Origin of the sequence: Limnobacter sp., from assembly GCF_046297615.1 — a bacterium.
Classification (GTDB): Bacteria; Pseudomonadota; Gammaproteobacteria; order Burkholderiales; family Burkholderiaceae_B; genus Limnobacter.
The window spans coordinates 297317-323274 of sequence record NZ_JBKBHM010000004.1 but is presented as its reverse complement, the minus strand read 5'-3'; the positions used below and the strand labels follow the sequence as shown (position 1 = coordinate 323274).

Sequence of the window (25958 nt, the reverse complement as noted above, 5' to 3'; positions counted from 1 at the left end):
ATTTTTAACTAGGCAGCGTAAGCCCTAGCACGTCGGATTGTGATAGATATTGTGCACCTACTCCATGTGATGCTGCTTTGAGCGCTTCTTTGCCGTCATTACTAAGTAGGTACGCCAGTACTGCATCACGGTGTTGCGTTGGAGTGCGAATCGCAAAGATGCAATCACTGATGACACATGATCCACGCGTTAATAAACAAACTTTTTCATGAAGATTTCGACCAATCCGGGCTATTAATATGTCACCTGCTTTCGCGATTCTGTATCTTCCCCCCAGCGTTATGGTCTTGCTAGCTGATTGAATAAACTTGGTTGGTACTTTTGGAACGGGCGAGGATCCTGGTCTTTTTGGAAAATCACCTAGATGAAAAACTGGGAGAGGACATGCCTCGATCTGACTAGAACTTGTAGATCCACGAAATATGTCACTAACGAAGTCGTAGAGCTTCTTCTCAACAAGTATCGTTTTGCCTGGGGCAGTTTTCGCAGTGTTTAAAATATGGTATGAAAAGTCCAGCCTAAGTTTCGCCACATCGGCCTTAACTGATATGGGAATTGACATTTCACCACTATCGGTCATGTGACTAAGCAGAACCTGCTGGGTTTCACCAGCACGTTTCGACAATATCATTAAGTATGTTTGGGCTTCAGTATTCGCAAAAACACGCCTCGGGAGCTGAACTACAAGTTCAACTCGATGTTCGCGCAAAAGCACTTCTCTAACACCTTTATATTTCTGTCCGGTGATCAATCCATCGGGGATGATGAGGCCCAGTTTCCCTTGATGTCGAAGGAGACGCAAATTTTGTGCAATAAAGAGAAGATCTGCACCAGCATCATGAACCGATTGTAAGGCTCCTGATAAACCCGCATCTTCTAAAATGTGACCAAAACTCGACTTCCAGCGGGGGCGTATATAAGGAGGGTTGCAAAGTCCTACATCCACGCTACCGAGCGGAATGCCAATTCGGTCGGCTAATTCATCATCTAGTGCATCGTGAGAATGATGAATGTGTGATGGTCTAGAAGTAATCCCGCCCAGAACAGTTTTTACTGCCGAGTCCATGTCAACCGTTACGAAATTTGCATTTTTCCATTTCCGGTAAGCTGCGCTAGCAAGCGAGCCCTGACCAGCGCCTAACTCAAGTACAAGTTTTGGGCGCAACCCCATCATTGCATCAATAAGCGTCTGGCTAACCTCTGGCGGCGTGTAGTAACGTCCCAAAACGTCGGCGCTTCCGCTCGGCCTTTTTAAATCCATTGGGCTAGTTAGTAGCATTGTCTCTTTAAAGCAGTCTTTTTTATAGCTATGGCGGCGCATCTAATACCCTGAATGATTACATCGTAGTCTAGCCGTAGATAGCCAAACTGACCAGCTTCAGAATCTCACAGTTTGTAGAATGTCCTACAGAAATTACGATCACCACCGATTCGTAAGAGTAGATGCAGCGTTAGACCAAAGAAAAAGTCGGTGCAAATATTGTGAACTTGTCCCCTGAATGACAGTGCCGGAGGTGTTCCTTAAACTTGAAACTAGGAATACATCTATGTTTACGACTATGAGTTCAGAACACAACCAGCTCGCGCTCTCTATCACTGGTACTCGTGTTGTTGGCACAATGTTGTAGCTATTCTTGAATAGGCTAGCGTACATCCAAATATGTCGTTAACCGGGAAACTGGTCCTTCAAGAACATACCGACCGCACATAGCGCTAGTCCTGCTCGTCTACCAATTCAAACAAGTCGCCAACCTGGCAATCGAACAGCTTGCATAGGGCCTCTATCGCTGCCAAATCAACCCTCGTTGCGGTCTCATTGTAGAGCAACGTAATCATATTTCTGTGCAGTCCCGTGGCTCTAGCCACATCTATAACCTTCAGTTTTTGCTCACCCATGAGCCTTGATAAATGGCATTTAATCATTGTGGATGTCCAAATGTCATTCAAGATGACAAAAATGCTTGACAGATGTACTTTTGGATGGCAATATGTCATCTAGGATGAATAAAAATCATCTTGAGTGAATAAAGTTTAACGTACTGAGGGCAATATGTCACAAACTTTTTTAACCACCGAAGAGCTATCGACACGAATCAAATATGACGTGCGCACCATCCGAGACCGTCTTAAAGATTCTGTTTTGCTGGAAGGTCGCCATTATTTTCGTCCTTTTGGCGGTCGCAAGATTTTGTATGTTTGGGAAGCGATTGAAGCTGATATGCAGAAGGCAGCATCCACCAAATTGATGGCCTCGGGCTTCTAAGGGGACATCATGGGAAGCGTACGCGCAAGAAAAGACAATGGTCAGCTTTTCCTGGATTTTAGGTATCTTGGAGAGCGATGTAGAGAACGATCCGTTTTGCCAGATTCCAAACATAATCGCTACAAGCTCGAACATCTGATGAACCAGATTGAGTCTGAGATCAAAGCAGGGCAGTTTCGCTACAGAAATTACTTTCCAGGTAGTAGTTTGCTGAAAAAAATTGAAGCTCTTGAAACCTTGCAATATCAACCAACTTCGCCAATGGTTCCCGTTCCAATGACCAACCAGTCGGTGCGGCAATCAGTGGAAAATATTTCCACTGCAGGTCATCCCACCTTCACTGAATTCGCTCAGAAATTCATTGAAGAAAATGAGTCGCTTTGGAAGCGCTCGAACATTCGCACCAAGCAGGACATCTTGGAAAAGTGGTTGATCCCAAAGTTTGGAAAGAGGGTGATCAGCAGTATCACCAAACAGGACCTCTTGGAATTTCGCTCAGTTCTCGCCAAAGCCCCGGGCAAAAAACCAGGAACAACAATGTCAGCTTCACGGATCAATCATGTGATGACGTCTGTGAAACAGGTCTTAGATGAAGCCGCTGATCGATTCAACTTTACCACTCCGTACCAGAATATCAAACGGATGCGGATCAAAAAGACTGATGTCACACCCTTCACCATTGAAGAGGTGGAGATGATCATCAAGTACTGCCGCCAGGATTTTCGAAACTACTTCACAGTGAAGTTTTTCACGGGCATGCGCCCAGGCGAAATTCATGGGCTGAAGTGGAAGTACATCGATTTCGAAAAGCGACTGATCACCATTCGCGAGACCATTGTGGACGACTACGAGGAAACGCCAAAAACGGCCGATTCCAACCGAGATATCCAGATGGCACCACAGGTGTATGACGCCTTCAAAACCCAATGGGAAGTCACTGGCAAAAAGTCGCCCTATGTATTTGCTAACGGCAACGGTGGGCCACTGACCAACCGCAACATGAGTAACCGAGTGTGGTATCCCATGCTGCGATCACTGGGATTAAAACTTCGTACGCCGTACCAAACCCGGCACACCTTCGCCACGTTGATGCTAGCAGCAGGTGAGTCACCTGAGTGGATTGCGTTTCAGATGGGGCATTCATCCACAGAAATGCTGTTTAAGGTGTACTCGCGCTATGTCCCCAATTTGACCCGTCGTGATGGTTCAGCCTTTGAGCGCATGTTGGCTGCCAACTTGGGGCCAAGTGCAGCAATGGCGGTAGTTGAACCTGTCGCCCATTCGCCAACGGCGGTAGCGCCGAAGAAACCCGTGTCAGCGCAATCGAAGAAGGACAAGGCTTCAAAAGTGCTGTCCCCAGTTGTTACACATTTGATCGATGTCAATCCAGCGTCCAAATCTGCCATTCAAAGCCCATGGCTGCAAATGTTTGAAAGCTACCAAAGCAATAACCCACAAGGAGAATAACAATGAAAATCCATAAACTTGTACCCAGTTTTGATAGCCGCAGCACTCAGGCACGAATCTACAAGGCACATGCAAGCCTTGGCTCTCAGATGCATGATGTGGCCATGCCCGAAACCACCTTCGTCGTTCGCAACCAGAGTTTGCGATTCAAAGGGGCATTGGAAGGGTTGAATCAGCTACAGTTTGCCAGGGGTGGGGCCGACATCAGCGTGTCCAAGCGCGGTCTTGTCACCGAGAAAACATATGAAGATGGGGTGACCTACGCCAAGGTGGTCTGGCCTGTGTATTGCGCTTTGCGCAAAAGCTACAAAGGCATGTTGTTTGTCAATTTGGCGCATCGGGGCTTAGATGCGCTCAGCAAATACAGCTGGCTGGATACAGACAAACATGTGTTGGAGTGCTCAATCAAAGTCGGTGATTACTATTGGGTCAGCACAATCAACCCATCTCATGGCGACTTGGATTCCAATCCATTTGACTACGCCCAGGCAATTCTTCCATCTTCGTTGCAGCAAGCTGGTGGTGATGAGGTAATCGACACTGCAAGCCTTTGTGGATTTCTCAGTGAGGTCTTCCGATTCCTTAACCCCGAAGACCGCGCTCTGTATCTGGAAATCATGGGGCAGGGCAAGCGCTTTGACAAATTTCTGAATTATGCAGCGTCCACCCGCAGCCACCACAACAAAGAGCACGGGCTGTTGTTGCACACGGCAGAGACAGTGGCGTATGTCTTGCTTGAGGCTTTGGCCACAACGCCAGAGGAGCGCGCATCTGATAAGCCACCATTCGATTTGAGCCTTACCCTTCTGGCCGCACTCTTACATGATGCAGCCAAAGTCGAGGAGTACCACCGCCTGGCACCAGATGTGTATGTAACGAACCTGAATTGCGAACTGATGGGTCACGAACAAACCGTGTTGAAGTGGATTGCAGTGGCCTGTGCAGCTTCAGGGGCCTATTGTGCAGACCGCGAGCTTCAACTGGAACACTCGATATGCGCCGTAAAAAAGCAGCACTACCAATCAGGGGTAAGAAAACGTAAAACACCTGAAAGCTTTGCGCTTCATCAAGCCGATTGCGCCAGCGCTCGAGCATTCGACAAAAACGAGATCAGCGTCCTACTGACACACCAATTTGTTCAAGGAGACTCTAAATGAGCAGAAGGCGCTTTAGTGATGATTCAGATAAGGGCGGTCGCTTCTTCAGCGATGCGATTAGTTCACGTGGGTTCAGTGATACTGATCAAGATTCAATCAGCAGCGAGTATGGATATTTGGGGGCTGCGAATATTCTTGTCCCTCGCAAACGGAAGGATGAAACATTAAAAAAGCTGCGTGGGTTGGAACGTGATCGGTTTGTAAAGCAACTTACAAGCCCTGATTTTCAGCAGGATCTTTGGGACTTCGTAGCTTCTGAAGAATTTGAGTATCTAAAAAAGAAATGGCGCAAGAATTCAGAGGGCAACGCCTGTAGTGCTTATCCAGACCAAAACGACAATGCAGAAGAGGATCAAGTTCTGAAGGATCTGCACAATGCTGAGGAACTGACAGCTCCAAAGGATTCCGAGACCTTTGTTTCACACGTCAAAGCCTGCATGAGCGACTTGGAGCAACACTGTGTGCGATACGAAGGAATGATTCGATCGTTTACTGCGCAATCAGCGCTGACTTTTGCGGAAGAAATCGGCGAGGACAGCGATCGAATAGCACGGGCATGGCGCACGTTCGTACCCATGACCAGGTTCAACGGGTTTAGAAAAATCCTTAGGCAAAGTACAGCGCTTGAACAAAGACTGAAACGACTTCGTATGCATTATCCAAATTTCTCGGAGGTGGTGGATCATATCATTGAACAGTTACGCGTTTGGCCCTTGAAACATAAGGATGAACAGCGGCTCAAGCCAATTAATCTGAATGGTCCCAAGGGCACTGGTAAAAGTGCTTTTGCCAAGGCGTTGGCTGAGGCACTAGAAACCCGCTATGAGTATGTGAACATTGCCGCCACGTCGATGGCAGGGGTGTTAACAGGCCTAAGTAACAAATGGGGCAACGGCCAGGCAGGCTTGATCTTCTCATCAATGGCCAGAAGTGACACAGCTTCGCCTGTCATCTTGTTGGATGAAATCGAAAAGGCAGAGAGGGGCTCTCAATACCCTGTTGAGGGTGCATTGCTAGCCTTGCTTGAGCCGCAGACATCAAGAGAGTTTCGCGATGAATTTGGCAACCTTCAGTTTGATGCATCTCGGATCATTTATGTGGCCACCAGCAATGACGCAAACCTGATTTCCGATCCGCTGAAATCTCGGTTTGACAGTTTCGAGATTAGCTATCCCAATCGCAGTCAGAGGGAAGTGATTATCTGCAACATGCTGAGGAAGTCATATCTGAATACTAGATTCACTCAAGCGGCGATCAGTTTGATGGCCAGCCAGGATGTTGATCTTCGCAACTTGCAGAGTCTATTGGACAAAGTGGTACGACGTCATGTGAGCAATGTCTTGAATCAAATGGGATCAGTTAGTGGCAATGCGTCAGACGACACAAAGGAGGATCATGCAGCTAAGAATGTCAATGAGGGTGGGTCATCTTCATTGTTAGGTGAGCAGGTCATCGATGAAGCGACTGTACGGCTCTGTTTGCACGACATGGGTCGCAAGGCAAAAGCCCATTTTGGATTTGTGGGGGTGTAGGCCATGACACTTTCAACGGACCGTGACGATGGTATTCGATATGTCGACCACTGGTCGGTGCTTAAGGTTAGCAAAGATCATGTGGTAACTTATCGCCTGTTATCGTCCACCGATGACGACTTCTTTGATCGGTGGCGGTTGAATTCCGGGATTGTGAGCTTCACCCAGGAGCAGGAGGTGGTGGATTTTCATGGGTACTCAGGATCAGTGTACCGTTGCAGTCTTGCGGATCAGGTGCTAAATCCAATCATGGCCAGTATCTTGGCCCAGTGGCAAGACAGGTTTGAGAACCCAAACTATTCAATTAGAGCCATCGGGTTTGATCAGTTTATCAGCGAATGGGAAACCAAAAAATCAAATTGGAATTGAAGGGATGGATACACAAGAAGAGGTCACAGCGATCCCCAAAGCCAATGTTCTAGTCATCGATCTCGAAGCCACCTGTTCAAATGACGAAAGTATCAGAGGCTCGACTATGGAAATCATTTAGATTGGTGCGTGTTGGGTCAACTCCGAAGGGGAAATTCTCGACACGTTTCAAAGTTTCGTACGGCCAGTGGTCAATAGGATTCTTACTCCTTTTTGTACGGAGCTCACCACCATCACGCAGGACAAAGTAGATGGGGCGCCAACGTTTGATCAGGTTTCTCCTTTACTTCAAGAATTTGCAATCAAGTATCTAGAGGAACAATCAATTTGGGCCAGCTGGGGCAATTATGATCGTAGCCAGTTTGAGCACGATTCGGCTCGCCACAGAGTGGAAAACCCCGCGGCTCATCTTCCGCATGCGAACCTAAAAAAGATCTTTGCCAAGAGACGGACGACCAAACGGATGGGAATGATGGGAGCTCTTCAAATCGCTGGGATTGAGCACATAGGTCTGCATCATAGGGCACTGGATGATGCAATCAACATTGCGCAGCTACTCCATGTAATGAGGTGAGAAGCAACGGGTCTTTCTCCAGAAGTGCAGCGTGTTAGTGAGAGATTTGATCTTACACAATACTGAAAGTGAACTGATTCAGACATTTGTTCAGCGCGTCAACGTCTCCCCACAGTCACTTTGCATGAATTAGTGGGCAGACAAATCGGGCCACAAGAGCGAAAACCCCCGCTTGGGCGCCTGAGTGAGCAACCGCATAGTCGTAAATCGTCAACTGGTTCAAAAGAACAAGCCGAATTCCGCAAAAAGACTAATATAATGTGCGACCATTATATTGTTCAATTTTATTTGCTCAGCTCCCGGTTTCTCACGTTCAAGGCCGGTATCTATTGGCAAAACAGGGGTTTTTCGATGCATAAATGTCGGCTTTGCTCAAGAGAGAGCTCGTTTTCATGGAATGTCAGGGATGCAAAAAGTGCTGAAACGCTGACCATGCTGATGTGTGGTACATGTGCGTTGGTTCAACAGGTAGACCTTCCGGCGGACGAAGAGCTGCGAATCTACTATTCACACAACTACCGGGAAGACTATAAGGCCACGCACAAACCAAAGCCCAAGTACGTACATAGGGCAGGATTGGCGGCGGCTGATAGATTGGCTCGCATGAAGAAAGCTGGGCTTGAATCGGGGCGTACTCTGTTGGATATCGGAGCAGGCGGGGGGGAGTTTGTTTACATGGCCCAGCAAGCTGGCTTTCTTTCTCAAGGGGTAGAGCCACATCAGGGGTATTCAGAGTTTGCCCGCGATGAGTATGGAATAAGGATTGACACCTGCCAAATCTCGGACCTGGGCAACCAGAAATTTGAGGTGGTGACTCTCTTTCACGTGCTGGAACATCTCGCCAACCCGCTGCAGGTTATGGCGAAAATCCATGCATTGTTGGAGCATGGTGGGTATCTGGTTGTCGAGGTTCCCAACATCACCCAGAACGATGCCAGTCCGCACAACATTTACTTCAAGGCGCATCTCTTTTACTACAGCGGGCCAAGTTTGATCGCCGCCGCCAGTCAATACTTCGACCCAATTCATGTGGAAGATGTGGGAAATCTCTTCATGGTATTCAAGCGAAAAGACAATGCTGCGGTAGTTTTGTCCATGCCCTCGGATGCAGATGTGCAACAGGTTGCACGGCGCCTTGATGAAAAGGGTTGGGGAGAATATCTGCTGGAAGGTGGGGGGTTGATGAAAGTCTTCAAGCGTATACCAAAGGCTTTGAGAGAGCGAACGGTCAAGGCAATGGAACCGAGGGCGATCTTGGACCAGATACATGCTCAGTGCAAAAACTAAAGTTCAAGCTTGCTTCTGCGGGGCTGGGTCCTTCGTGAGCCGGTCAACGCGGTTTGCAGGGCGTTGAACAACTCCTCTGCTTCATTGAAGAGATCGGTGGCCTTGATCCCCAGCGCGTCACAGATGCTGTAGATAGATTCGACGGACGCGCTGACCTTACCGCGCTCGACCAGACCGATCAGGTTACGGTGCAAGCCAGCCAATTCCGCCAGCTTTTCTTGAGAAAGTGAGTTGGCCTGCCGGAATTTCCTCACAGCCTGTCCAAAGCAATGTACCCGGTCCATCGATGTTCCACTGAAAACCGAAGTGTCGGGTCCATGAATGTATTTATCTACACAATATAGTGGTCAATCATTATCGGAATCCCTGGATTGAGGGGCTAGGGCGCGGGCATTAGGGTGTTGTAGGATTTGCTAGGTGGTCGCTTACAAAAATTCATTACTTTGACTTGATTGGTGTTTTGGGAGGGGTAGTGGCATATGAAAAGCGGAAAACGATCTGTCACCAGTACTACACGTGTACAACTTTGGGATAAGTGGGGGTTTTCCAAAGAGGAGCGGGATCGTTTGCATTCTGTTTTCCAGAACCAAAACATGACTATTAGGGGCTTGGACGAGATTTTTGAGTCAGTGGACCGTCTGCTCATTAGCCTTTCCGCTAAAAACGAAGCAACTGAAAACTGGATGACATCAACTTGTGTAGCTTTTCAGAACAAGACGCCATATCAGATTTTGGACTGTCACGCAGAAAACGGGCTGTTGATGATAGAAGCTTACCTTTTACATCGCTCGTTACCTCGAGCCCGTAGGGGTGAACTGTCTTCAAATACCCCAGCACTTAGAGTTTAACTTTCTGCTCTCGGTTGAAAAATCGTTTCGCAAAACTGCCACGAATTCATTCGAGGTCAGGTAATTCAAAACTGGAGTGTGGCCGGGCCGCATTGTAATGCTGCCCTCAGTCATCAAGATTATTCGTGCTTCAAGCCCGTTTCAAAACCACTCGATCGACAGCCATTCATCCCTAAGCTTATCGTTGAAACTCTCGCTAGTGCCGTTTTGCGATTGCGTTGACCTAGCATCTTTTCCTCGGTATAGCGCTGGCAATGGCTCTGCGCCTGTTTTGGCAGGTGCCTGCAAGCCCGCATGGTCCCACAGCCTTGAAAAGCCTTCCTTATGCAAGTGCAGACCTTCCCGGGCCAGTACTATTCGAATCCGTCTGCATCCAAATCTCGGATATTGACTTGACAAAAACTTCATCACGCCAATCACCGGCAGCTCATGGTTGTATTTTCTCGTTTTATTGGTTTTAAGGCACTTATCTCCCAAGGGCATGATGAAACCTCGATTTGGTTGATCAAGGAGGGTAGACAAATTGGAATGGCAAGATATAGACTCAGTTGATAGCTAAATAGAATCAGATTGCTGTTCTGCACGGGAAATTTCAATGCCGATCGTTTTTGTTCATGGCGTAAACAACCGCGACGGCGAGGCCTACCGCGAGAACGAACAGGCCCGCAGTGGTTTTCTTAAAGAGATCGTAGCACCCGCGCTAGGCATGAAGCCCAACAAGCTGCAGGTTTTAAACCCCTACTGGGGCAAGTACGGCGCTCAGTTCGCGTGGGGGATGGCCGTCCTGCCCAACCCATCGGCCGAGTTTGAAGCCTTTGGCAAGGACGCCGAGACCGAGGCTCGAGGCCGAGTTGCTGGCCTGCTCGCGGAATCTCACACGAGTGGCAATATTGTCGACATGGCAAAGAATGATTTGCTTGCGGCGATCGATCTCCTCTACGCGTCTGCGATGGCTGGCGCCGAGACCGAGGAACAGGCGCGCGACCTGGCGAAGTCGTACGAATTGGCCTTCGCCTATGCCGAGGCGAATCCGCAGCCGGCATGGCTCGAAGACGCCGAGTCCACCAACTTTGCCGACCGGCTGAATCACGTAGCCCGAGCAAGCGACGTTGAGAGCTTCGGCGCGGGCGGCATCCTCGATTCGCTCAAGGAGGGCGTCTCTCGGCTGTTCAATGCGGTGCCCGACGCGACTACGGAGGCTGCCGGTCGGTTGCTGAGGAAAAAGCTCAATACGACCATCACGCGGTTCGCCGGAGACGCATTCGTCTACCTGAGCGACCGCGGTACCGTCGACAGCCCGAGTTTGATGGTAAGCGCGGTTCTCGCAGACCTCAGAAAGGCCAGCTCGATCAGCACCGCCGAAGGTGAGCCGCTGGTCGTGATCGCCCACAGCTTCGGTGGCGAGATCATGTACGACATCCTCACGTACTTCGATCCCAGTATTGCGATTGACTGCTTGATCACCGTCGGATCGCAGGTCGGCCTCTTCGAGGAGATGAAGCTCTACAAGGCCAGCAGCCACACGCTGCCCACTAACCCGCCTGTGGGCCGCGTGGTACGACCTGCGAGCCTGAAGCGTTGGCTCAACGTGTTCGATACCAACGATGTCCTCAGCTATCAGGTGGAGCCCGTGGTCGACGGTGTGTCCGACTTCCACTACGACACTGGATACAGTTCGTTCGGCGCACACGGCGGCTACTTCATGCGCCCCAGCTTCTACAAGCGCTTGGCCTGGCGCCTGACACAAGGCTGATCGCTGCATGACCCTCCTTCTCAACACAGCCGTCACTGGCCAGTCAGGCACGCATGTGCTGGCAATCGGCGTTGGCAAATACCCGCACCTCCTGGACGGAGGCAAGAAGCTGGCCACAGATCCGATTGGCCTTGGCCAGTTGGACTCGCCACCGGTCTCGCTGAAGGCCTTTCTTGACTGGACTCTCGCGCCTTTTGGGAATGGAATTGGCTTCTCGAATCACGCTGCGCCGCTGGCATCGGTGGAAGCTGTGTGTTCGTCTAAGTCCCCGGTCACCATCGACACCCCGACGCTCGGTCAGCTTGAATTGGAGCCAGCGACTCGAGACAACATTCAGCTCGCGTTTGAGGCATGGCTGGATCGGATGAAGTCCCACCCCGACAACATTGGAGTGTTCTATTTCTGTGGTCATGGTGTGATGGTGGCCGACCAGTATCTGCTGGCTGAAGACTTCGGGCGGACCGCGCAGCCATGGGCGCATGCCTTCAACGTTTCTCTGACGATCCGTGCTATTGAACGCGAAGTGTTCGGTGCGGTGTTCTTCTTCATCGACTCGTGCCGGAATGTGCCCCGTGGCTTAGCAGTGACCCTGGGGGCTGTTCCCCAAGCCCTGATCGTCGCCGACCTCGGGAAGAAAGTGTCCTGCAAGCATGTGACGGTGGTGTATGCCACCGGCGAGGGACAATTGGCATTTGCCCCGCTTGGCGGGCAGGTTTCCCGATTCACCTCGGCCCTCCTTTCCGCACTATCCGGCTATTGCGGCATCAAGAGCCCTGGTGAACAGACTTGGAACGTCGATGGCGACAACGTGGCGGCGGCAATCCGCATACTTCTTCAGCACGACGAGACTGGCAAGTACAGGCAAGTCTGCGACCAGTCTATCCAAGGCCCCTTGGTCCCGCTGTTGCGCATCGGTGCGCCTCCGAAGGTCATGGTCCGACTTGACCTCTCACCGAAGGAGCGCCGCTCCCTTTATGAGCTTTACTTGGCCAAGGGCGATAACCGGGTTGCTCAGACGCTAGTCGACCAGGTGTTCAAGGTGGACCTACCACGCGGTGTGTATGAAGTCGGGGCGCTGGATCCTCAGGGGGCACTTCCTCTGATCCGTCACGAGGACGAAGATCTCGTGCCGCCGATGTACATGCTGACCTTGAAGTCCCATCCATGAAACGTCTGCGCGTCGGCCTCTTCTATCGTTCTTCGGATTTGATTGGATCCAACGATCCAGACGCGAACGTGACCCTTCCGGTCAAGGTGCTGGACGCCGACGGCACGGTGCTTGACGAAGAATCAGCAAGTTCCTCGCAACCCGCCGAGATGTATGTACCGGACGATACCGTTACAGTGTACGTGCGCCTCACTTGGCCATCCGGCCGCACGGAAACGAAGCGTGCAGATCTGAGCGACACGAACGACGCCTGGCTCGCCTTCTCGGACGCCGCCATCGCGCGTAACGAGTGGGCCGCCTGGGCTGTGCCCAAGCTGAACCCGCAGACGCCCCTCTCTCGCCCGGAAGCGCCCGCCGATCTCGGCATGGATGAATTCAACAACGTCTGGCTGCGCCTGTGGCGGTTCCAAGGCGGCGTTTGGCAGCGAGAGAAGTTGCACCCCAACGATGAGCGCCGCAGCAACTTGGCGACGCAGATGGATCTGGAACTTGGGAAATCTCCTTGGCTCTTGCAAGTGGGCGGATCCAATGTCACTTGGCGCTTTGTCGCCTTGCCGGGCGGTGGGCGCGCCCGAGTCCTGATCACCCCGCGGGACTCCAAGGATCCGAGAGCCGACAAGCTAAAGGTGGTCGTCACCAGTTTTCGGGAACGTGCAGAAACCCTGCTGGAGTTCCTGTCCCGCGATGACATGCGCTCGGTCAAAGCGCTAACAGAGTCAGCATCGTTCGCAAAGCATCTGCTATCCGAGAAATTCGAAGATCCCGTTGCTGCAGTCGCAGGGGCCTATTATCTGCTGAGATTCAACCGATGGGATTCCGTGCCGCTCCGGTGGTTCGAGAATCTGTCGGCGAATTTTAATTGGATCCCTGACACTGCCATCGTTCACTGCGCGCGGCTGCTGCGGAGTGGAAGCGAAACCCATTCGAAGCGTTTCAGTCCGGATGCACTTTTTAAGCAGGTACTATCCCGTGGCTGGCCTGTCTACGCTGAAGGTATTTCGCTGTTGCAGGAAGCAGCCTCGCTTCTGAAGCCATATTCCAATGCTGAACAGCATTCCTTCATTGGCCAAATCGAGGCGCTTGGGGCCGCCAGAGCTTGGGCAGGGGCTGCAACCAGCTTCTATGGTCGAGTCCCCCATACACCGGAGGCGTTACAGTGGGTTGGAAAGCCAAGGGCACCGCGTCGGCACAAAATCATCCCTCAACTCATCAAATCAAGATCAGTCGACCAAGCCGGTTTAAGCCTCGTTGAGAATATACGAGTTTCCCGTTCCTTCAGCACTGACAGTCAAACTTTGATAGATGGCCTCAGCCAGCCCTATCACGCAGAAGATTTCAGACCCTTCAAGAGGATTGTCAGAGACGATGAGGAGTTCTTGATTGGCAACATTGCACGCCCAAATTCATTTTGAGCGAGGTCGGCAGAAAATTAACTACAGGGATAGTTAGCGTCAGTCTGTCGCAGTGCTACCGGACGGTGTACACAAAAGTTTTCTTTTGACCCCGGGGGGTCACCACTTCTATACCTTGGATTCCTCCTGAAGGAGAATAAATAACTACCCAATCTGGCTGATTTGAATAGGGGTTGGGATAAATTTTTCGAAGGTGTCTTTTTACGAAAAGAAATCTGGAATCTAGTGTTAGTTCGTCGAGGCTAGGTGGGAACGATTTAACTGATCCTGGGCTACTTTGATAGTAGCTTGCAATTGCGTTAATGAAAGCTTGTCCTATGAATTCAAGTTCTCGGTCTTTAGCTTTACGTGCTTCAGTGCTCCATATCACGCCAGTCACAGATAGACCAAATCCGAGTATTGCTAAGGCGAAAAGTAGGGAAAGGTAAGTATAGCCATTTCCGTTTTGGTTGATACTTCTACCAATTGCCATATGGATCTCCTTTCGTGGATGTCCCAGTAGCTCCACTTTTTATGTCATAAATTTCTTTTGAATCGGTGTCGGCTCCTGCTGGTCTGATGAGAATCCAGCTGTCTGTCGTGCGAGTGAAAGGGTCTTCGGGTATAAAGCGTATGTATCTTTTATCGACCAATACAGCGAGCTCCTCTGGGTATTCACCATTGTCACTGTGAAACTTGTCGATGGCATCTCTCAGAACAAACAAGTTCTGTCTTAGTGCAGATTCTTTTGCCCGGTCAACGCTTGAAAAGTATCGGGGTGCTGCAATTGTTAGTAGAGTCGCCAGGATCGCTAGAACAATCAACAGTTCAATCATGGTAAAGCCGGCGACTTTTTTCATCATGGTTCCTACCAACGGGCGTATGGAATTCCGTTCAGTCCAATCTCTTCAGATTTCGAAAAAATATCATAGACATCTTTTCCAGCTCTTGGTGCATCTGGCGGGCTTTCATAGCTGCGTATCCCCCAGGATTCTGATGCAGACAGGTTGTTTGGGGCGAATGGGTCTCTGGGTATCCTACGAAGAAAATATATAGGAGGGCGATTCGGTAGGTTGATAGCAGGAACGCCTATCACCAGATCATCCAATTTTTTCGGATAACCAGATGCATCCGCTTCTTTCTCTATTCGATTCTGTTCAGCGGCTTTTCTGTATTCGTCTAAAGCGGTTCTAACCTGACGCAGAGCGTTTCGGAGCTCCTCCTCTTTAGCGCGTCTTGATGCCAGCTCGGTCAATGGGACTGCGACGGATGCCAAAACTCCCACTATTGCCACCACTACAAGCATCTCAATTAGTGTGAAACCCATGGAACGCTTCAAGGCGACACTCCTGGCATAGGGGGTATGAAGACGTTTGGCATATTGGGCAATGTTGTTTGAGGAATGGGTTGGCTTGGAGTACTCAGCAAATTGCCGTTTGGTGAGTTTGCTCCGGGTGTAGTGATAACTGAGCCTGTCGAAGGGGCCGGTTCGCCTGCGATGGTGTTCTTTGGTGCTTTATTCTGTCCAGTCAAGCTGCGAAGCTGAATTGGGTCTGCGCCTACTGACGTCTGCGTTCCAGAAAAGATTTCACTGCGACCATTTGCTGGAAGGGGAATATTTCTTATGATTCTTGGGGTAATTAACAGCACGATTTCTGTCTTAACACCGTTTTCTGAAGTGCTCGCAAATAGTCGTCCGAGGATCGGGAAGTCGCCTAAGAATGGAACCCGTTGCGCTGAATTCCTTTCATCCTGCTGAATCAAGCCAGCCAGGATTTGAGTTTCGCCATCTTTGACCCGTAGCATTGTTGAAGCGTTGCGAGTTCCCAATCGGTAAGTCTGCAATCCCGAGGTTCTCGTGATTGTTTCCAGAATGTTGGATACCTCAAGACTAATGCCCATGGATACTTGTTGATCTAGCGATATCGCTGGTTCAACATTCAGCTTCAGGCCTACATCCAAGTAATTCACTGACTCACTGGTTCCCACGTTTGGGGTGATTGTGGTTGTAACTACTGGTACTCGTTCACCGATAAGAATATTGGCCTTTGAGCGGTTCTTGATACGGATTCTTGGGTTGGCAAGGAGGCTAGCTTCCCCGTCTAATTGTCGTAATCTAGCGGTGATCAGTGGGTTGTTGACTTGGATTGTCACCAAGCCTTTTGTCGGATTTCTGAATTCGTCATAGCTTAATTCCCCACGCGTTCCCGCTGCCCCTGTGACGGACCCTGATATCTGATCTGGCCAACGGATTCCAAGATCTCGCATTTTATTTGTTGCAATCTCAAGTACTTCCAATTCCAGCATCACCTCCGGTTCAGGAAGATCCTGAGACGCGATGAGCTTCTCTGCCAAGTTGATAGTTTCCCGAGTGTCTTTCATGACGATCAGGTTCAAACGTTCGTCGACAAAGATGTCTTTGGCTTTCAGCATTGATTTAAGCAGGCCGGCCGTTTGTTGTACATTGGAATGACTTAAGTAAAAGTTGCGAATAATGAGTTCTTGGTACTCATCAATTTTGCCAGCGGTGTTCGGGTAAATCAGAATAGTAGAATCATCCAACACTCTGCTATTGAGTTGATTCATAGAAAGAATCACCCTTAAGACATCATTCACAGGTTTGTTTTTGATGCTCATTGATGTACGTGTATCTGTACGCACATCTTTATCAAAGATGAAATTGATGCCTGTTGCATGAACCAATGCATCAAATACGGCACCCAGAGATGCGTCTCTGAAACTAAAGGAAACAGCCTTCTTGAACTGAGTTCCAAGCTCCGTTACCGGATTAGTCGGTTTGGTACCCATGGCTGAATCGAGTTCGTCCTTTAGGGTCTTCAAGCTCTCATTGCTTGGCTGAAGAGCGAGCGCCTGGCGAATGGACGTTTCACTTTCAGCCAGTCGGCCCTCTCGCATGAGTTCGAGCGCCTCAGCTGTTAGGCCGTTAACCTTTGATAAAACATCCAGCTGCTCAATCCCTCGCTGTGCACGCGCGTTGCCAGCATCTAGCGTAAGGACCCGCCTGAAATCTGTTCGAGCTTCATCAAGAGCTCCATCGGCTAACTTGCCCTCTGCGAGGGTTAGCGTCTTGTTGATCAAACGCTCTTTCTGCCGAAAATAGACAGCCCTATACTCGGTGTTGCGAGGGTCTTTGATCATCGCCTCTTCGAGCTTGCTGAGACCGCTGTATGAGTCTCCTGTTTCCAGCAATCTATTTCCCTCCCGATACGCGCGTGAGGCAGCGCATCCAGTCAAGAAAAATGCGATCAATATCAATGACAGGTACTTGCTAGTATTCACTCTAGATCACTCATGTTGAGTTCGTACAAATGGTTGGTAGGTAGATGCTTAATTGATACCTTTGATTCACTGATCAGCTCTACCTTGTAGGCTCCCTGACCCAAAGCAGTACCTTGAGATATCGGTATAGATCGTCCTCCCTCTTGCAAATACAGAAGGTTGCCGCTTTCACCTTTGAATAATCCAAGTACTGAAAATGGCAGAGGTGGAGGAATAACCTCTGCAGTTAGTAAAGGGGGAGGGGGCGGTTTGCTTTTGGTTGTCATTCGCTCAGGTGGCACTTCGGTTTTTGGAATCGGTACGTTGAACAAATCCAGTCCACTTGGCTCCCATTTGGATCTACCTAGAGTTGCCCCCAATGGTAGGGAACTCGTGGAAACCTGATGTCCACTAGCCTCTACTTTCTCGGCACCCTTGTCCGGCCAAACTGATTCAAGTATCTGATGGACGTTCAGGATGACTAGTGTCATGCCGATGCAGCCTAAAAGCATAAGCCTTAGATGAGTTGGCTTGTTGGTTTTGTTCATTCGTAATAAAAATTCATTTCAAGTGAAACACTGGGGCTACTGATCATTGGATCCTGTCGGCGAAACGTCAAACTCTTAACAGTTAGCGCTGGGTTTTCATTCAATGCCTGTGCAACGAATTGAAGCACTTGGGGATAGCTTCCTTGAACTGAATACTGGATGGTTGAATGAGCGAGCTTGGTTTTTGTGGCTGGCTGATAAATCTGATTCCCATCGTTCAGCGTCACGCCTTGCAAACCTGCTGTTTTTTCCAAGAACAGTAGCAAGCCGTTCAGTCTATCTCTCGTAGCAAGTTGAGATCGAATGGCCTGTTCTAGCTCTACGCCATCCAATTTGATCAACTTTAATCTGTTCTCATTTTGTATTCGTTCTTCTAGTTTGGCTGCCAGTTTGACATTGACATCAGCCAGCTCTTTGCTGCTGGTGATCCATATCGTACCGACAGCCAACTCCACCAGAAGAAATAATCCTAGGGTGATCAGACGAGTCCTGGAGTGCTCAAGTGCTGAGAGCCACTGAGCAGTCGTGTTTCCTGTAAAACTACGCTCATTCACTTTCCCATACCCCAGTTGCATGAAACTCCAATCCATTGGGGCTAATAGTTGTACGGCGATAGCGTTGTAATTCAACCTGACCGATAACTGTAGATGATTCCAGTTTCCCGAGATATCGATCTACGGTTTCATGGTCCCTCGCTAGGCCTGATATGGTTACCTTGCGATCACTGAATTTGGGTTCAATTTGAAGTAGTGTGATGTCGTTGCTACCAGCTTGTTCTAATGCGGAAAACAGTGCTGACCAATTCGCTTTTTGTTCTGACCAAAAGTCTAACAATCTACGATCTGTTGTCTGATGAGATTGAGTAAGCGTCGATGGTGCTTCGATGTGTGAATTCGTTAGTTGGGCTCTGGCTTGAATCAGCTGATCCCGCGTGACCAGCATTCCGACAAGCGTCGCACAGCATGTCGCGATCAAAAAGCACAATACGATGCCGTTGCGTTTGTATCTCCGCTGATTTGTCGAAAAATTAACTACTTTAAGACTCATGGCGTTGAATATCCCCGCAAGAAGATTCAATAATTAACATGGCAGCGTTGCTATCCATTTCAGGTTCTAGCTTCTTGTGAATGGAAACTATCTGTGATCTTTCACAAGCATACTCAGCAGGCCAAGACCTTATGGATTTGATAACACCATTAGTCACCACAGCACTTTGAACAATGTACTGATCTCTACTGATTAAAAAGCCGGAATCTTTGCGTTTTAGACTAGTGAACAAATACATGAGCTCTGGGGCCACGTTTTCAAATACTCTAGTTTCGGAGAAATCTACATTGCAAGCACAAATTACAACAGGGGCTTGCGGATTTTGTTGAAATGCCTTCCATATCCATGGGCTGCTCTGGTCGAGACCGAGTGTATTGCCCCAATGTTTTGCGAGTCCATCTAGCTCGAATGCGCTAAGCTTGCGGCTTGCAGAGGGACCAAGAATACATTTTGAGACGCTTGGTGCCAGGCGCAAGGTGGATCGATATGCGGTCCAAGGTTTCGGAATTTTATGCTCTGTCTTGATTGTGTTCATTAAATCGTTGACAGCGCTTGTAGATATCTCCGGTTGCCCTGAAGTTGGAGACAATTGAGGAACGTACCAACCGCGGTGTCGTTCACCGTCAGAGTAAATGCTGAGCCTATTGCTCCGTTGAGAAAGCCACACGACTTACCTCCTCGGCTGAGGTGATGCCTTGATTAAAAAGACAAGTGGCTTTTTGTGCGATAGGAATAAACCCATGGCTTGCCGCGTACAGTTTGATTGACTGTATGGATTCTTTACTAACAATTTTGTCTCGAAGTGTATCGTTCATCACGAGAACCTCTGCAATCGCTCGACGCCCTTTGTAACCAGTTCCCCTACAGTGCGGGCAGCCGACTGCTTTGAAATGACTTGATGCCTCAGACCCTTGATCATGCATGCTTCTGAATTCTTGATCGCTGTTGGTAGCGGTGGATCGGGTTGGTACCTTGCAGTTGTTACACAGCACTCTAATCAAGCGTTGAGCAACGACGCCATTGATCGCAGAAACAAATGTATATGGGTCTAGGCCCATGTGAAGAAATCGCCCCAACACGTCAAAAACGTTATTGGCATGAACTGATGTAAAAACTAGATGTCCAGTTAATGCCGATTGCACAGCCACTTGGGCAGTATCAGGATCTCTAATTTCGCCCACCATTATTTTGTCTGGATCATGGCGCAGTATTGATCTTAGACCCTTAGAGAAGGTCAATCCTTTTCTTTCATTAACTGGGATCTGCAGAACGCCTTCTAATTTGTATTCGACAGGGTCCTCAATTGTGATCACTTTTTCTTCTGGTGATCGAGATTCACTCAGTGCAGCATACAGCGTGGTGGTCTTCCCCGAACCTGTTGGACCAGTGACCAATACCATGCCATATGGGGCGCTGATAAGTTTTCTGAGTTCATTTAGGGTTTTCGCATCAAACCCAAGGGTGTCAAGCTTAAGTTGTTGTGACGAGTCTGCCAATGTGCTTCTGTCCAGCAGTCGAAGTACCGAATCCTCACCATGGATCGAAGGCATTATCGACACTCGTACATCGATTGACCTGCCCAAGCAATTTACTTTAAATCGACCATCCTGAGGGACTCGTCTTTCGCCAATATCAAGCTCCGCCAGAACCTTAACTCGAGAAATCATTTGCTCAGCAATTAGCTTGGATTCGACCTCCAGCACAGTGCAAAGGGCACCGTCTATGCGATATTTGATCGCCAGTCCACTGGTTCCTGTTTCTAGGTGAACGTCCGAAGCGCTTGCTTGAAGGGCATCGAATAGGGTCGAATCCACTAAGCGAACAACTGAATTTTCAGTTTGTGAGATCTCAGCAATCGATAGGTTCAACCCGGTCTGTTGGTTCAAATGCAGTTCCAGATTCTCCTGCGAAGTGGGCAAGGCAGAAAGACTTGCCTCATGATCGTTCAACCAGGAGTCAAAGTGTTCCTGTATTGCGAGAACAGGCCTGAGCATTACTTCACGGGGGATCTGTATGATTGCCCAATCGTAGAGAAGAGGTTTTCGTGGCGCTGACACTACCCAGAAGGCCTCGTTTCCTCCCTCTGGAAACGCAACGGCGCAGCTCCACTGGCGTGTTTGATGCAGTGATATCCTAGAAAAATCAGGTGTGTATCCTTTGAGATCTTCCGCTGTGATCACTTTCCAATCGAAGGGGTTGTTAGGCATCGGATTCATAGTGCTATTGCAGGCTATTGGCCAACTCAAAAATTGGTAGGTACATTAGTACCACCACCATGCCTATGATGATGCCAATCAAGGCCATGAGAAGGGGTTCAAAGATTCTTGAGAAGGCCTCTACAGCTTTGCCTGTATCGGCCTCCAAAAGCAGCGCAGATTTGTTGAACATCTCACCTATCGACCCTGTTCGTTCCCCAACATTAAGCAATCTTGAAGTTACTTCTGTCGTGAGTTTTGCCTGCGTCAGGGCCGCTGTTACCGACTTGCCCTGTGTCAGCATCTCACCTGCAAGGCGCAGTTTTTTTGTGTCTTCGTGACCGGCTAAATCTTCGACCTGGACAAAAGCTGTGTTGACTGGGATTCCGCCTGTAATGAGCAACCCCAGGGCTCGATAAAGACGACTCAAACGATAACCAATCCAAAGTCGATTAACAGTGTGATGTTGTAGAAGGAGCGAAAGGGCTGCATCTTTGAATGCAGGATGCACCGCAATTTTGTATGCTAATCCTAAACCGAATGCGAAAATCACAAAGACGTAGATCCCATTATCCCTGAGATTCCTACCCCACCAGAGCAGCATTTCCGAAAGCCACGGCAAATCTCCTTCTAGTCCTTCGTAAATTCCCGCGAATCGTGGGATAACATAAGTCAGCAGAAACAATAAAACGCCACCCCCGACAACAAGTAGAAGCGATGGATAGAGAGCCGCATTCTTCATCTTTCTTTTGACTACGTCGACTTGGTCAGCATAGTCAATATATCGTTCTAAGGCTTCAGGCAGGTTGGAGGTTTGTTCCGCCGTCTTGATCATTGCGACAAGGAGCTTTGGAAAGGATTCTGGATACAAAGACATCGCATCAGCGAGACTCTTTCCTTCTTCGATGCTAGCTAAAAGTCCTTGCAGGGTCTGCGCGTGTGCGTTTGTCGCTTTACTGAGTAAGGCACTCAAGCTCTCCGGTACTGACAGGCCTGCTCGATGCAACACCATCAGTTCTTGAACCAATGGTATTGGATCAAAAGGGCGTTCAGTGTATGTGAACAAGGCTGGTCGCCAAGATTCCCTGACTGTCACCACAGTGTATCCAAGCCGTTGCCAGATAAGCTCTGCTGCACTAGCTGAGGGTGCGCTTTGTACCTTGGTGTCTATCTGTCCAGACTGGTTAATGCAGGTAACTAAGTAGCGACGCATGTTGAACTCACTTCATTGATTGAGACGTCACCCAGCTAGTGATATCGGCGTTTTCTGCAGAGCCGCCTGGAATCCCATCTTTTCCCAAACTAAACAAGTCGTAATCTCCATGCTGCCCTGGTGATCGATACTCATACGCTTTTCCCCAAGGATCGAGCGGAGGTGGCTTATCCAAGTATGGGCCAAACCACGATGAAAGCTGCTCTGGTTTTTGGTACAGCGCGAGCAGGCCTTCAGATGAAGATGGGTAACGACCCACATCTAAGCGAAAAGCATCAAGGGCCTTGCCAAATGCGACAACCTGGGTTTGTGCTGTCTTGGATTCTGCCTTCCCAAGTTGCCCAAAGTAACGAGGTCCAACGTAGGCGGCCAATAGGCCAAGAATCACCAGCACCACGAGTAATTCAAGCAGAGTAAAGCCTGTAGGGCGAATGCGTGCATCGTGCATGGTGCGTTGGGGGTGTACCCGAAAACATTTGTTGATTGGAATACAAACTACTCTCGATAGTAAACCATATAATTCAGTCAGTCTGCGGTTGATATTGATTGGCTACTGTCGATTTTACGAGTTGATTTTTATGAACCCCAATTTTATGAAAGATCAAAGTTAAAAGAGAGATCGAAGTGCAGCGCATCTATCGATTGTCATGATAGAAATTCTGTAGGTACTTTCTGACTTGTGGTATATGAAAACCAATCCCACAATAGATAAGAAGCTAAGGATTGTTAAGAGTATGTGTGAGATTTGTTACTGAGTTATCTGTCCAGCTAGGCGCCCAAGGTGAGTCGCACTGGTGCAATCGTCTCTAGGTCTATTACGTAACCATGAAAAAAATAAGTCACGCAGTACCTATGATCCTTTTCGGGATGCTGGTTTCTATTGCTCAGCCCTTTGCAATGATGAACACGCCTACCAAGTGGGACGTGGGTGCGACAGGTGAACTTAATTATGACGTGGCTGTGCGAGTTCCACCAGGCGTTGCGGGTGTGCAACCCAGTGTTAAATTGAGTTACAACAGTCAATTCGGTAACGGCATTCTTGGCGTTGGCTGGTCTTTAGACGGCCTCAGCGCAATCACGCGGTGCCCTAGTATTCCTGCGGCAGACGGTGTTCGCGGAGCGATAACCATGAGCTCCAGCGATCGTCTTTGCATGGATGGTCAGCGGTTAATTCTACAAACAGGCACCTATGGTGCCGACGGTGCAACATATGCAACTGAGGTGTATAACGGTGCTCGCATCGTTGGGACTTCATGGACAGGCAGCCTGCAAACCAGGACTTTCAAGGTGTATACAAAGGCTGGCGAGTTGATGGAGTTTGTGCCTTTCAGTACACCTGCTGGCGATATTGCGATTCAGTTCGTACTGAGCCGTGTGACTGACGCCAAAGGCAATTATTGGCAGGCTTACTACCATACAAATACTGCTAAAGGTGAAATTTACCCTAAGGCAATTTGCTACACGGGTAATTCAAATCTAAACCAACTGCCAAAAAACTGCGTTGAATTTGGCTATGGTTCAGAGTCGAATCGCTTCGGACCTGCGGTTGAGCGCACGGATTTAATGACTTCTTTCACCGCGGGCTATTCCATGCGCATAGCCAAGAAGATCAGCGGTGTACGAACCTTACTGAATGCAGCCATCAGCCCCGTTGTATCCGGAGGGGATTCCACTTGGAGCGTTTCTGGCACCACAGTGACAGAGTATCGCCTGTTTTCCAGAGCCAGTACTTTGACTGGGCGTAGTCTGATTACAAAGTTGGTTGAATGTGATGGGGCCAACAAGTGTTTGCCCGAGTTAGGGTTTAATTGGCTGGATTCGACAGAAACCAAAGGGTGGATAGCAACACCAACAATACATCCTCCATTTGCAGCTGATAATTCCAGTCAAGGCAACCTCAAGGCTGTCGTCATGGACATCAATGGCGATGGTTTAACTGACTTTATTTATCACAGGGTATACAGATCAACATCCACGAGTCCGACTGTCTACAAAGGTGCGTACATCAGCAATGGTAGTGGTTGGACAAACGTGCCTGGGTATATTCCTCCATTGCCAGTTGCAATTGACGCTCGAGGTGATGTTGGTGCTAGGTTTGCAGACGTGAATGGTGATGGATTGGTGGATTTTCTCTATCACAGACACGCTGATTCCAACAACATTACCGCATATCTCAATACAGGCTCGGGGTGGGCAGCTACCCCTACCCCAGCACTGGCGCCACCATTTCACGTTGTTACAGATACTTTGTTTGATTTAGGGGCGCGCTTTCTCGATGTCAATGGTGACGGGCGTGTTGACGAAATTTACCATCGTGCTCATGGGGGTGGCGTTCAAGCGGGGGCCTACCTAAGCACTGGAACTGGGTGGACAATGACTGCTGGTTACGCACCCCCTTATCATATCTCCGCAGATGGGTTAGGTGATCTAGGAGTTCGTTTTGTTGACCTGAACGGTGATGGCTTACCCGATTTCGTTTACCACCGAGTTGTCAGTGACGGATCAATTCAAAAAGGGGCATATCTCAACTCCGGTACTGGTTGGGTATTTGACGATCGGTTTACCCCGCCATATCACATTCATGTTGATTCCATTGGTGATGTGGGTGTCCGGTTCGTTGATCTCAATGGCGATGGACTGCAAGACATGATTTACAGCAGATCCTACAGTGGCCTAACTCAGGACGGTGCCTATTTCAACACGGGCACCGGATGGCTGTCTGCCCCAGGTTTTAAACCACCAGTTCACTTTTCTCAAGATGGGTTAGGGGATTTGGGCACCAAATTGGTCGATATTAATGCAGACGGTCTTGTGGACATTCTTTACTCCCGAAAAACATCCGGTGTAGTGACAGCTAAGGCCTACGTTAACACGGGCACAGGATGGAAGGAGATGACGGCCTATAACCTTCCTTACCCTATGTTTATTGACGGTGAAGGGCTTACTGAGACCTACATTACTGACACCGACGGCGATGATAAACCCAATTACAGCCATGCTCATCTTCAAAAAGGCTCAGCCAGTTTCGATTTAGGAGCCTTCAGGCTTGATCTTTCCAGAGATCTGATTGGTTCGGTTACCGTGGATGGTCGCTCTGACATCTCCGGCGCAATGGAAGCCGAATATCTGCACTACAGCGCGCTCAGGATGAAAAATCAGATCCCCGTTGGCAGCCGGGATTATCCAATACTGCCTATCTCGCCCCCTGTGATGATGGTCAGTGCCACCAGATCACACTCGGGCTATGGTACTCAAGCCCCAGTTGCTGCTCAGGCTGACTACGCAATAGCACTTGCGAGTTCAGGGGGTAAAAACACTGTGAACTACACCTACGGTGCTCCGAAAGTGGACATTGTGAGTGGGCGTGGTTTCCTTGGGTTTGAGTGGATGGAAGGCAGACCCGTTGGAGCGGATGGCTACTCCCATGTATATGGTTCTCAAAGCTTCATGCAAAAGTGGCCTTGTCAGGGCATGTCCACGGCCAACAGAACAAAAATTCCTATCGGCGGGTTTACATCGGAGTCCGTTTCAACCTTGGCAGTTAAGGTGTTGGGTCAGAACACAGTGTTGGAATGTGGAGCAAGCGGTTTAAATGGCAAATCGGTGATCCCTTACGCATCGGAAACCGTGGTCAAGCAATGGGAGTTGACGCCCGAGTGGTCACAGGGAGTCGCATTGCCTGGCAAGAAGGTCACAACCAGCGTGGATGTGTACGGGAATCCGTTGCAGATTACCGAGCAGACATTGAACGCAGATGGAACTCAGTCAGGCTACAGCACGACGACGGTCAATACCTATGACGCGGATGCGACCAGAGCGCGTCAAGGTCGACTAATTAAAAGCACTGTGACGCATGTCAAGCCCTAG

The 25958-nt window shown here is 49.3% G+C and carries 25 protein-coding genes; 11 read left to right on the top strand and 14 right to left on the bottom strand.

Annotation, left to right across the window (positions count from 1 at the left end; genetic code table 11):
- Positions 1-4: 4 nt before the first annotated feature.
- Positions 5-1321, bottom strand: a complete 1317-nt coding sequence (locus ACK4FF_RS10525; protein ID WP_409708588.1) for a class I SAM-dependent DNA methyltransferase — start codon at positions 1319-1321, stop codon at positions 5-7.
- 392 nt (positions 1322-1713) lie between these two features.
- Positions 1714-1923, bottom strand: a complete 210-nt coding sequence (locus ACK4FF_RS10520; protein ID WP_409708585.1) for a helix-turn-helix domain-containing protein — start codon at positions 1921-1923, stop codon at positions 1714-1716.
- A 127-nt stretch (positions 1924-2050) separates the two neighbouring features.
- On the opposite strand from ACK4FF_RS10520, the gene ACK4FF_RS10515 reads away from it, so the two are divergent.
- The 7 genes from ACK4FF_RS10515 (at position 2051) to ACK4FF_RS10485 (ending at position 8649) form a co-directional block, all read left to right on the top strand.
- Entirely contained in the window at positions 2051-2263 is a 213-nt protein-coding gene (locus ACK4FF_RS10515; protein WP_409708582.1) for a hypothetical protein, read from the top strand.
- Between the two features lie 9 nt (positions 2264-2272).
- Positions 2273-3730: an Arm DNA-binding domain-containing protein gene (locus tag ACK4FF_RS10510; protein ID WP_409708579.1), complete on the top strand. Its 1458-nt coding sequence runs from the start codon at positions 2273-2275 to the stop codon at positions 3728-3730.
- Positions 3731-3732: 2 nt separating this feature from the next.
- Positions 3733-4887, top strand: coding sequence for a hypothetical protein (locus ACK4FF_RS10505; protein WP_409708576.1), 1155 nt, complete (start codon positions 3733-3735; stop codon positions 4885-4887).
- Positions 4884-6419 carry an AAA family ATPase gene (locus ACK4FF_RS10500; RefSeq protein WP_409708573.1) on the top strand — a complete coding sequence of 512 codons (1536 nt, stop codon included), beginning with the start codon at positions 4884-4886 and terminating at the stop codon, positions 6417-6419. The genes ACK4FF_RS10505 and ACK4FF_RS10500 overlap by 4 nt, the downstream gene beginning before the upstream one ends.
- 3 nt (positions 6420-6422) lie before the next feature.
- Positions 6423-6788: a hypothetical protein gene (locus ACK4FF_RS10495; protein WP_409708569.1), complete on the top strand. Its 366-nt coding sequence runs from the start codon at positions 6423-6425 to the stop codon at positions 6786-6788.
- A 121-nt stretch (positions 6789-6909) separates the two neighbouring features.
- A complete protein-coding gene (locus tag ACK4FF_RS10490; RefSeq protein ID WP_409708736.1) occupies positions 6910-7362 on the top strand; it encodes an exonuclease domain-containing protein in 453 nt (150 codons plus the stop codon).
- 258 nt (positions 7363-7620) lie between these two features.
- Positions 7621-8649, top strand: coding sequence for a class I SAM-dependent methyltransferase (locus ACK4FF_RS10485; protein WP_409708566.1), 1029 nt, complete (start codon positions 7621-7623; stop codon positions 8647-8649).
- Here the strand turns inward: ACK4FF_RS10485 and ACK4FF_RS10480 are convergent.
- Positions 8646-8933: a helix-turn-helix domain-containing protein gene (locus ACK4FF_RS10480; RefSeq protein ID WP_409708563.1), complete on the bottom strand. Its 288-nt coding sequence runs from the start codon at positions 8931-8933 to the stop codon at positions 8646-8648. The genes ACK4FF_RS10485 and ACK4FF_RS10480 overlap by 4 nt on opposite strands.
- A gap of 705 nt (positions 8934-9638) precedes the next feature.
- Positions 9639-9980: a hypothetical protein gene (locus tag ACK4FF_RS10475; protein ID WP_409708560.1), complete on the bottom strand. Its 342-nt coding sequence runs from the start codon at positions 9978-9980 to the stop codon at positions 9639-9641.
- Positions 9981-10092: 112 nt separating this feature from the next.
- Between ACK4FF_RS10475 and ACK4FF_RS10470 the strand changes: the two genes are divergently transcribed.
- From ACK4FF_RS10470 to ACK4FF_RS10460, 3 genes are read left to right on the top strand one after another with little or no spacing between them, the layout of a single operon-like run.
- A complete protein-coding gene (locus ACK4FF_RS10470) occupies positions 10093-11250 on the top strand; it encodes a hypothetical protein (RefSeq protein ID WP_409708557.1) in 1158 nt (385 codons plus the stop codon).
- Between the two features lie 7 nt (positions 11251-11257).
- Entirely contained in the window at positions 11258-12418 is a 1161-nt protein-coding gene (locus tag ACK4FF_RS10465) for a caspase family protein (protein ID WP_409708554.1), read from the top strand.
- A complete protein-coding gene (locus tag ACK4FF_RS10460) occupies positions 12415-13830 on the top strand; it encodes a hypothetical protein (RefSeq protein ID WP_409708551.1) in 1416 nt (471 codons plus the stop codon). Before ACK4FF_RS10465 ends, ACK4FF_RS10460 begins: the two co-directional genes overlap by 4 nt.
- Before the next feature lie 458 nt (positions 13831-14288).
- Here the strand turns inward: ACK4FF_RS10460 and ACK4FF_RS10455 are convergent, their stop codons facing one another.
- From ACK4FF_RS10455 to gspG, 10 genes are all read right to left on the bottom strand, one after another.
- Entirely contained in the window at positions 14289-14672 is a 384-nt protein-coding gene (locus ACK4FF_RS10455) for a type II secretion system protein (RefSeq protein WP_409708548.1), read from the bottom strand.
- 5 nt (positions 14673-14677) lie between these two features.
- On the bottom strand, positions 14678-15148 hold the full coding sequence (locus ACK4FF_RS10450) for a type II secretion system protein (RefSeq protein ID WP_409708546.1): 471 nt from the start codon (positions 15146-15148) through the stop codon (positions 14678-14680).
- On the bottom strand, positions 15145-17109 hold the full coding sequence (locus tag ACK4FF_RS10445) for a secretin and TonB N-terminal domain-containing protein (protein WP_409708543.1): 1965 nt from the start codon (positions 17107-17109) through the stop codon (positions 15145-15147). Before ACK4FF_RS10445 ends, ACK4FF_RS10450 begins: the two co-directional genes overlap by 4 nt.
- Positions 17106-17636: a hypothetical protein gene (locus tag ACK4FF_RS10440; RefSeq protein ID WP_409708540.1), complete on the bottom strand. Its 531-nt coding sequence runs from the start codon at positions 17634-17636 to the stop codon at positions 17106-17108. The genes ACK4FF_RS10445 and ACK4FF_RS10440 overlap by 4 nt, the downstream gene beginning before the upstream one ends.
- Positions 17633-18211 carry a hypothetical protein gene (locus ACK4FF_RS10435; protein WP_409708537.1) on the bottom strand — a complete coding sequence of 193 codons (579 nt, stop codon included), beginning with the start codon at positions 18209-18211 and terminating at the stop codon, positions 17633-17635. Before ACK4FF_RS10435 ends, ACK4FF_RS10440 begins: the two co-directional genes overlap by 4 nt.
- A complete protein-coding gene (locus tag ACK4FF_RS10430; RefSeq protein WP_409708534.1) occupies positions 18183-18683 on the bottom strand; it encodes a PilN domain-containing protein in 501 nt (166 codons plus the stop codon). The genes ACK4FF_RS10435 and ACK4FF_RS10430 overlap by 29 nt, the downstream gene beginning before the upstream one ends.
- Positions 18673-19218, bottom strand: a complete 546-nt coding sequence (locus ACK4FF_RS10425) for a hypothetical protein (protein ID WP_409708531.1) — start codon at positions 19216-19218, stop codon at positions 18673-18675. The genes ACK4FF_RS10430 and ACK4FF_RS10425 overlap by 11 nt, the downstream gene beginning before the upstream one ends.
- 106 nt (positions 19219-19324) lie before the next feature.
- The gene (locus ACK4FF_RS10420; protein WP_409708528.1) at positions 19325-20890 is read right to left on the bottom strand and encodes a GspE/PulE family protein; all 1566 of its coding nucleotides are present in this window, start codon (positions 20888-20890) and stop codon (positions 19325-19327) included.
- A 13-nt stretch (positions 20891-20903) separates the two neighbouring features.
- A complete protein-coding gene (locus ACK4FF_RS10415) occupies positions 20904-22091 on the bottom strand; it encodes a type II secretion system F family protein (protein WP_409708525.1) in 1188 nt (395 codons plus the stop codon).
- A gap of 7 nt (positions 22092-22098) precedes the next feature.
- Positions 22099-22539, bottom strand: a complete 441-nt coding sequence (gene gspG, locus ACK4FF_RS10410) for a type II secretion system major pseudopilin GspG (RefSeq protein WP_409708522.1) — start codon at positions 22537-22539, stop codon at positions 22099-22101.
- A gap of 377 nt (positions 22540-22916) precedes the next feature.
- Between gspG and ACK4FF_RS10405 the strand changes: the two genes are divergently transcribed.
- Entirely contained in the window at positions 22917-25958 is a 3042-nt protein-coding gene (locus tag ACK4FF_RS10405; RefSeq protein ID WP_409708519.1) for an FG-GAP-like repeat-containing protein, read from the top strand.

What these genes read in the sequence shown, in the direction of transcription:
- ACK4FF_RS10430 (WP_409708534.1), bottom strand. Translation starts at nt 18,683, where the DNA reads ATGAGTCTTAAAGTAGTTAATTTTTCGACAAATCAGCGGAGATACAAA.
- ACK4FF_RS10440 (WP_409708540.1), bottom strand. Translation starts at nt 17,636, where the DNA reads ATGAACAAAACCAACAAGCCAACTCATCTAAGGCTTATGCTTTTAGGC.
- ACK4FF_RS10520 (WP_409708585.1), bottom strand. Translation starts at nt 1,923, where the DNA reads ATGATTAAATGCCATTTATCAAGGCTCATGGGTGAGCAAAAACTGAAG.
- ACK4FF_RS10405 (WP_409708519.1), top strand. Translation starts at nt 22,917, where the DNA reads ATGAAAAAAATAAGTCACGCAGTACCTATGATCCTTTTCGGGATGCTG.
- ACK4FF_RS10525 (WP_409708588.1), bottom strand. Translation starts at nt 1,321, where the DNA reads ATGCGCCGCCATAGCTATAAAAAAGACTGCTTTAAAGAGACAATGCTA.
- gspG (WP_409708522.1), bottom strand. Translation starts at nt 22,539, where the DNA reads ATGCACGATGCACGCATTCGCCCTACAGGCTTTACTCTGCTTGAATTA.
- ACK4FF_RS10505 (WP_409708576.1), top strand. Translation starts at nt 3,733, where the DNA reads ATGAAAATCCATAAACTTGTACCCAGTTTTGATAGCCGCAGCACTCAG.
- ACK4FF_RS10465 (WP_409708554.1), top strand. Translation starts at nt 11,258, where the DNA reads ATGACCCTCCTTCTCAACACAGCCGTCACTGGCCAGTCAGGCACGCAT.
- ACK4FF_RS10425 (WP_409708531.1), bottom strand. Translation starts at nt 19,218, where the DNA reads ATGAACACAATCAAGACAGAGCATAAAATTCCGAAACCTTGGACCGCA.
- ACK4FF_RS10420 (WP_409708528.1), bottom strand. Translation starts at nt 20,890, where the DNA reads ATGCCTAACAACCCCTTCGATTGGAAAGTGATCACAGCGGAAGATCTC.
- ACK4FF_RS10495 (WP_409708569.1), top strand. Translation starts at nt 6,423, where the DNA reads ATGACACTTTCAACGGACCGTGACGATGGTATTCGATATGTCGACCAC.
- ACK4FF_RS10435 (WP_409708537.1), bottom strand. Translation starts at nt 18,211, where the DNA reads ATGCAACTGGGGTATGGGAAAGTGAATGAGCGTAGTTTTACAGGAAAC.
- ACK4FF_RS10480 (WP_409708563.1), bottom strand. Translation starts at nt 8,933, where the DNA reads ATGGACCGGGTACATTGCTTTGGACAGGCTGTGAGGAAATTCCGGCAG.
- ACK4FF_RS10460 (WP_409708551.1), top strand. Translation starts at nt 12,415, where the DNA reads ATGAAACGTCTGCGCGTCGGCCTCTTCTATCGTTCTTCGGATTTGATT.
- ACK4FF_RS10470 (WP_409708557.1), top strand. Translation starts at nt 10,093, where the DNA reads ATGCCGATCGTTTTTGTTCATGGCGTAAACAACCGCGACGGCGAGGCC.
- ACK4FF_RS10455 (WP_409708548.1), bottom strand. Translation starts at nt 14,672, where the DNA reads ATGATGAAAAAAGTCGCCGGCTTTACCATGATTGAACTGTTGATTGTT.
- ACK4FF_RS10500 (WP_409708573.1), top strand. Translation starts at nt 4,884, where the DNA reads ATGAGCAGAAGGCGCTTTAGTGATGATTCAGATAAGGGCGGTCGCTTC.
- ACK4FF_RS10510 (WP_409708579.1), top strand. Translation starts at nt 2,273, where the DNA reads ATGGGAAGCGTACGCGCAAGAAAAGACAATGGTCAGCTTTTCCTGGAT.
- ACK4FF_RS10485 (WP_409708566.1), top strand. Translation starts at nt 7,621, where the DNA reads ATGTGCGACCATTATATTGTTCAATTTTATTTGCTCAGCTCCCGGTTT.
- ACK4FF_RS10415 (WP_409708525.1), bottom strand. Translation starts at nt 22,091, where the DNA reads ATGCGTCGCTACTTAGTTACCTGCATTAACCAGTCTGGACAGATAGAC.
- ACK4FF_RS10475 (WP_409708560.1), bottom strand. Translation starts at nt 9,980, where the DNA reads ATGCCCTTGGGAGATAAGTGCCTTAAAACCAATAAAACGAGAAAATAC.
- ACK4FF_RS10515 (WP_409708582.1), top strand. Translation starts at nt 2,051, where the DNA reads ATGTCACAAACTTTTTTAACCACCGAAGAGCTATCGACACGAATCAAA.